The sequence below is a fragment of the Desulfobacter latus genome, from assembly GCF_013389365.1.
In the GTDB taxonomy this organism is placed as follows: Bacteria; Desulfobacterota; Desulfobacteria; order Desulfobacterales; family Desulfobacteraceae; genus Desulfobacter; species Desulfobacter latus.
This window is the reverse complement of sequence record NZ_JACADJ010000030.1, coordinates 35,234-41,233: the sequence shown is the minus strand read 5'-3', so window position 1 is coordinate 41,233 and position 6,000 is coordinate 35,234. Positions and strand designations below refer to the sequence as shown.

Below are 6,000 nucleotides of genomic sequence, written 5' to 3'. Positions count from 1 at the left end.
TGTCTCCATAGGGTTCTCCTTAGTTTGATATGAAAATTTTATTTCTCAATAAAACTTTTTCTCAATTTTGGAGAACTCTTGTCCAGCTTTTTTTACAACACTACGCTAAAAACTGTCCGAACCATTGCTGGTTATAAGTATTGATTTTTCAGGACATTGGAATAAGGGATTTTTTTCAACTTGCTTTTTTGAAATAAGGGGTTGCCCAGAAAAGTCTGTTTTTAAAATATCAGCGCTTCTTAAGAATGGAATACCAACGTCTTCATTCTTAGCCCAAATAATTTTATCTTGGCCAACATGGTACATGCCACTCATTCCTGATCTTGTAAGATCAGCTAAGGGTTCTTTTCTACACGGTAGGGCCTCTAACGTCTTTCTTGCTTCAATGCTGCCTTTAACAAAGGGGCCACAATCCAATCGATGTCCTTCCTCAATAATCCATGTGTTTGGAATCGTTTTCACTATCATTTTGACACCTCGCCGGTTTCTATAAACTCTTCATATTTACTTGCTACAAGAGGAAGTTCATCATCAATTTTGCGGTCTCGCCGGGTAATTCGGCGTACTTGCACTTCGTCGCCCATACGGACACGCTCGACCACCTCTTCTTCAAAGAGGAGTTCTTCACCATCCGGAGCTCGTTCAAAGAGCAGGTTTCCACGAGAATCTACACCGGCCAGATCCACAACAGCCATGAAAATCTTGTATTCGGGGGAAGCAGTATTGAGAAGCTCTTCAGCGCTCTTGCGACGTAATACCAATAGACTCGGTAAGGCAGGTGTCAGACCGTATTCCTGAACAGTCACCTTAAACGGCTCAACGGGCAGGTCGACACTGGCCAATACTTCACAGTGCCGTAAAACCCACCAACGGACATATTCCACAGCAGGGTTTCCTAACAGTCCATTCGGCAACAGTATAGCAACACGACCGGTTCCGGGTTTAACCCATTGCAAAGCTCGCTCAATAAACAAAATTTCCGGAGGTACACCAGCGGAATTGATGTTTCCGGAGTTTATGTATCCGGCCCCCGCTTCTTCCTTGTTCCAAATTTTGCCGAGATCATAAGAACGAAGAATAGATTCATCTGTTACCGTGTCTTTAGTTGAAAACCATGGATTCAACAATACCATATCCATGCTTTCCAGTGGTATGGCTGTCCGGGCTGTTTCAACGCCATCCAGATCACCCTCGGGGAAGGTCCGTGCATCCAACCTGAAGATTCAACCGGGACTTCCTACGGTAAAGAGCAGATTCATACGGCTGGTGACTGTGAGATACGGATCAATTTCACATCCCAGTGCTTTTGAGCCGACCCACTCCGCAGCTTGATTCTGAGCCTCAACAATCTGCTGGGCAGTAGCCTCTTCGGGCGTCGTTCCAGCATCTGCAAGATACCGGTTGAAAACATGGGTGGCGGCCATGGCTAAAAACGTGCCGGTTCCGCTGGAGCAATCCATTACCCGGTCAGTTGCTTTGGGATCAAGCATTTTAACGGCCATTTCTGCCACATTTAACGGAGTGGGATAGCGGCCTTCACGACCGTCCATGACATTTCGAGCCATTGCCCTGAAAGCATCGGTTCGATAACGCGGTTGGGTTTCACTCAGATTGTATCTGGCAAGCTCCATCACTACCCGAGCCGTTTCATTGGCTTCCAACGTCAAATCCCATCCTCGCGCAAGGAGGTTAGGTTGCCAGTCTTTCGCGTCTGTAATACATGCTGAGATCCGTTCCTGAATGGCCTGCTGCCCATCCTTTGTAAACGGTTCGTCACCTCTGATCCAGAACCGTCTGGCATTAGGGCGTTGGGTTTCATCAAATATTTTTGCCAGAACCAGAACGGCCAACTGTTTAAACGCATCCTTGTGATCAAGACCAAGGTTTCGGTTCAAATATTGTTTGCAGCGGAGCAGTGCATCTTCCAGATCCTCCGCATCGGCACTGACCTGAATCACACCACCGGTCTGACTAAGGTCTGTTGTATTTTCACCGGGAACAGGCCAAACGCCAAGCGGCTTTGTACGCACTTCAAAACGGGTTCGTTCGACTTGAAACAAAAACTCCTCCTGCCCATTGGTCCACATGCCCAACGAGACGGAGGGTAATAGTTCTATCAACTCCTTGAGCTGACGAAAATCCGCTTCAGCTTCAGGATGAGACCTGAGTTTGTCTCTTTTCTTTTGCGTTTTACAGACAATGATTCGCTGCAGGTTATCATTGGTGTGCTCAGTGCTGTTTCGGAACACTGCAATATCAATGATTTTACGTCCATGGCCTTGGATTCTCGGGTTGTAACCGACTTCAATGTCAGACCGGTCAAAGCCGTAACTTTCAATCAGCTGTCTAAGTACGCGCTGGATAAGCAATTTTTTAGGCGAAGGCGTCTGAGCCTCTCCCGATAGGATATCGATAAAGAAATTATCCGGGGTATCCTCTTGGGTTGCATCAGGCGTTACATCAGTGAGTTCTTTATCTGTATCAGTCATGACCGTTTCTCCTCATAATACCGTTTGTGGCTCATGAAATAACCACAAATCAATTTGTGGCTCATTTTTACGCTTTTATGAGCCACAAATTGATTTGCGGCTAATAGATGAGCTTCAAAATGCATGGTATCCCTCAGCGATGTTCAGGAGATCGGAATAAGCCAGTATAGCCGCTCTTCTCCCACCGGCCGTCTGCATTTCCTTCAGCACGTTTTGTTCTTTCAATACTGTCAGAATTCTTTTGGCGGTGGCTTGTGGTATGCCGGCAGAACGAACAAAATCAGTAGATTTAAAAATCGGCCGTTCAAATATCCAGTCCAATGCATGAATGGAGTATTGAGAATGTGTCCATTCGGCAACATTATGTTTCATACGATCATAGAGATCAAGTATCGCTTTTGCCTTGGCGAGGTTATCCTCTGCTTGAGCTTGAAGGGCCTTAAGAAAGAAGGCGCACCAACCACTCCAATCACCATCCTTTGAAACGGAAAGTAGCCGTTCATAGTACTCATCACGATTGCTTTCCAGATAGGCACTCATATAGAAAACAGGTTGCTGAACGAGCTTACTGTTAAACAAAAACAGCGGGATCAACATTCTACCTAAACGGCCGTTGCCATCCAGAAATGGGTGCAGGGCCTCAAACTCGGCGTGGAGAATGGCCAATTGAATTAAATTATCCGGAGCATCTTGATGAATATATTTTTCCCATTGTCCCATAGCCTCAGGCAACTTGTCTGCGCTAATCGGTACAAATTTGGCATTTTCAATGGTGCAGCCTGGCGGACCAATCCAATTAGGGATCTTACGGTATTCACCTGGAGATTTTCCGTGCCCGCGAACACTATTCAGCAGTATTTTATGGGTTTCTAAAATGATGCGTTGGCAAAGCGGAAGTTTATCCAGCATGCGAGTCGCATGATTCAGAGCCTGCCGGTAGTTCAAAATTTCCCAGATGTCGGCCTCTTTAGTATCATTTGGGTTGCTGCTATCACCTTTTGCTTCATATTCCAAGACTTCGCCCATCGTCGCTTGAGTGCCTTCAATACGGGAAGAAAGTACTGCTTCTTGCGTTGTTAAAGGACTTAGTAAAACCTTTGCATTGGGGACAGCTGACAGCATACCATCATAACGGGCCAATGCAGCATTGGCAGGGCCGATTAAAGGCAATAACAGTTCCAGACTAAGCTTTTTGGGAGGGAAGCTCCCCTCATGATAGCGGACCGGACTGCTCATCAATCATTCTCCTTTAAAAATTCACGATACATTTCTGCAATCACCGGCAGGTCATTATCTTCAACTTTTTCATTCCGCACAAGATTTCGTTCGACAATGCGACCGCCGATACGAAGTTTTTCCGAATATTCCTTTGCCTCCAAGATCTCTTCACCATCCGGTGTACGTTTGTAAAGCTTATTTCCCCGGCGGTCAAAACCGACTTTGTCGGCTACAGCCATGAAGACCGGATATTCTTCCATGCCTCCGATTGCTTCAGCATGTTTTTCCTGATCGCTTTTTTTACGCAGGAAAAGAAGGCTGGTAAGAATATTTACATTGGCTTCAGCGATAAAGGCCTCTACCGGAAGATCTACAGATGCTAAAACCTGTGATTCCCGCATGATCCACCAGCGTATGTATTCTGCCGCTGGATTGCCTAAAACACCGTCAGGAAGGACGATTCCCATTCTCCCCGTGCCGGGCTTCAACCACTTTAGACAGCGTTCGATAAACAAAATTTCAGGGGCCACACTGCTCTTAATCACTCCCGTATTCCTGAATCCGCCATCACCATCCGATTCCCAATTATGGGCAAGTTCATAATGTTTGAGAATGTTTTTATCTGTGATGGGGATATCTGATCCAAACGGCGGGTTGGTCATAACAACGTCAAAACTACCGAAGGGAATATCTTTTGCAGCATCCTCATCCTGAAGATGGCCGTTAGGGAATTCCAACGAGTTCATGTGGTATAAATGCCCCCTCCCATCACCAGCCATCACCATGTTCATTTGGGAAGCCCTCACAAGAAATTGGTCGAAATCGGAGCCGAAGACCATTGCACTTGCATACTCTTTAAGGCGGTCATGGACATTTAGGAATTCGACGGTGTTTTCAGTTCCGGCAGTGGTGCCTTCTTCATCCCGGAATTTTTTCAGCATATGGCCAAGATTAGCAACAAGGAACCCACCTGTACCACAAGCAGGGTCAAGAACCCGTTCATTTTCTTTGGGGTTCAGCATCTCGACCACGAGTTTAACAACGCCTCTGGGTGTAAAATACTGACCTCTGTCACCCCGCAGATTTGTGCCTACAATTTCTTGATAGGCAACCCCCTTGGCGTCAACATCGGTCCGGGTAAAATCATACTTGGCAAGCTCAGACACCATAAATGCCAAAGCGCGATCTGAAAGAGAAATCTCTTCATTGCCTCTAAAAATATTTTGAAACTTGGCTTTAACCTCATTAAAAAGAGGTTCGATTCGTTTCCGAATTTCTTTGCGCCCGGCATTATCGAACTGCTCTTTAGGGCCTGCCCAGAATCGACGTTCACCACGTTTAAACGTTTCATCATGCATTTTACAGAAAATCAAATAAAGGAACTGCCAGAATGCAGCATCTTTGGGCATCCCTTCGTTGCCATGGATAAAATTGTGGCAGCGGCGGAAGGTGACTTTCAGCATATCGTTGTCGGCAACACGAGTTCGGGCATCTGAAACAACTTCTTTGGTACCCAAGGATTCTTCTGCCATGGGCCAGTCGCCGATCGGATTACATTTGATTTCGAACCGCTTCTGTTCCTTTTCTATGAAAAAAAATTCAAGGCCATTTGTCCAAAGCCCGTATTTACATGATTCAACTTCCTGCAATAATTCTTCAAGAACTTGCAAGTCCGCTGCGGCTTGTTCAAAATCACGGATACGAACCGCTGTTTTTCCCACCTTTGGCTCTTGTCGACACAGAACCATACGACTGATATTTTCAATTATATGATCCTTGCCATGATGAAAAATGGCTACATCAGCTTTTTTACGACCCACGACCTTGAAATCGCGCTCCATATCATCCGGAGAAATGCCATATTCATGAATCAAGGCCCGGACTATTCGTTGGCGGACCTGCTCTTTTTTTGTCTCCTTGATTTGTTGCCCGGATATATAATCTAGCAGATATCCTGCTGCTATGGTTTTCTCTGACTGTTTGCTTTCCTTGCTCATTATCAAGCCTCCACAGGCAAGAATTTTTCTGTTTGTTTCATTTTTGACCTCCTAGGTCCTGAGTGCTTGTTTTCTGTTGTTCAATCCACTCATCAATGTCTTTTTTGGAGAAGCGCCATTGACCACGAACCTTGAAAGCAGGCAATTCCCCAGATTGAGCCATCGAGTAAACGGTTTTTTCTCCAACCTTAAGTAAAGCTGCTATATCTTTAACTTTTAACACTTCGTCGTTTCGCATATCACCGCTCCTAATGGTGTTGATTGCACGGGCGCAATTATCATAAGTTTACGTAAAA

Annotated in this window: 6 protein-coding genes; all 6 read right to left on the bottom strand. The window is 45.6% G+C overall.

Annotated elements, in window-relative coordinates:
- Window positions 1-105: 105 nt before the first annotated feature.
- Complete coding sequence (locus HXW94_RS10070; protein WP_178366771.1) at window positions 106-468, bottom strand: hypothetical protein; 363 nt, start codon at window positions 466-468, stop codon at window positions 106-108.
- Window positions 465-1,214: a DNA methyltransferase family protein gene (locus tag HXW94_RS19260; RefSeq protein WP_218576663.1), complete on the bottom strand. Its 750-nt coding sequence runs from the start codon at window positions 1,212-1,214 to the stop codon at window positions 465-467. Before HXW94_RS19260 ends, HXW94_RS10070 begins: the two co-directional genes overlap by 4 nt.
- Window positions 1,215-1,223: 9 nt before the next feature.
- Window positions 1,224-2,489: a type I restriction enzyme HsdR N-terminal domain-containing protein gene (locus HXW94_RS19255; protein ID WP_218576662.1), complete on the bottom strand. Its 1,266-nt coding sequence runs from the start codon at window positions 2,487-2,489 to the stop codon at window positions 1,224-1,226.
- Window positions 2,490-2,603: 114 nt separating this feature from the next.
- The gene (locus HXW94_RS10060) at window positions 2,604-3,725 is read right to left on the bottom strand and encodes a Fic family protein (RefSeq protein ID WP_178366770.1); all 1,122 of its coding nucleotides are present in this window, start codon (window positions 3,723-3,725) and stop codon (window positions 2,604-2,606) included.
- Window positions 3,725-5,704 carry a methylation-associated defense system DNA methyltransferase MAD2 gene (gene mads2 / locus HXW94_RS10055; protein ID WP_178366769.1) on the bottom strand — a complete coding sequence of 660 codons (1,980 nt, stop codon included), beginning with the start codon at window positions 5,702-5,704 and terminating at the stop codon, window positions 3,725-3,727. The genes HXW94_RS10060 and mads2 overlap by 1 nt, the downstream gene beginning before the upstream one ends.
- A gap of 37 nt (window positions 5,705-5,741) precedes the next feature.
- The gene (gene mads1 / locus HXW94_RS10050) at window positions 5,742-5,942 is read right to left on the bottom strand and encodes a methylation-associated defense system helix-turn-helix domain-containing protein MAD1 (RefSeq protein ID WP_178366768.1); all 201 of its coding nucleotides are present in this window, start codon (window positions 5,940-5,942) and stop codon (window positions 5,742-5,744) included.
- Between the last annotated feature and the right edge of the window lie 58 nt (window positions 5,943-6,000).

Coding starts and splice junctions, on each gene's coding strand:
- HXW94_RS10070 (WP_178366771.1), bottom strand. CDS start 468: ATGATAGTGAAAACGATTCCAAACACATGGATTATTGAGGAAGGACAT.
- HXW94_RS19255 (WP_218576662.1), bottom strand. CDS start 2,489: ATGACTGATACAGATAAAGAACTCACTGATGTAACGCCTGATGCAACC.
- HXW94_RS10060 (WP_178366770.1), bottom strand. CDS start 3,725: ATGAGCAGTCCGGTCCGCTATCATGAGGGGAGCTTCCCTCCCAAAAAG.
- mads2 (WP_178366769.1), bottom strand. CDS start 5,704: ATGAGCAAGGAAAGCAAACAGTCAGAGAAAACCATAGCAGCAGGATAT.
- mads1 (WP_178366768.1), bottom strand. CDS start 5,942: ATGCGAAACGACGAAGTGTTAAAAGTTAAAGATATAGCAGCTTTACTT.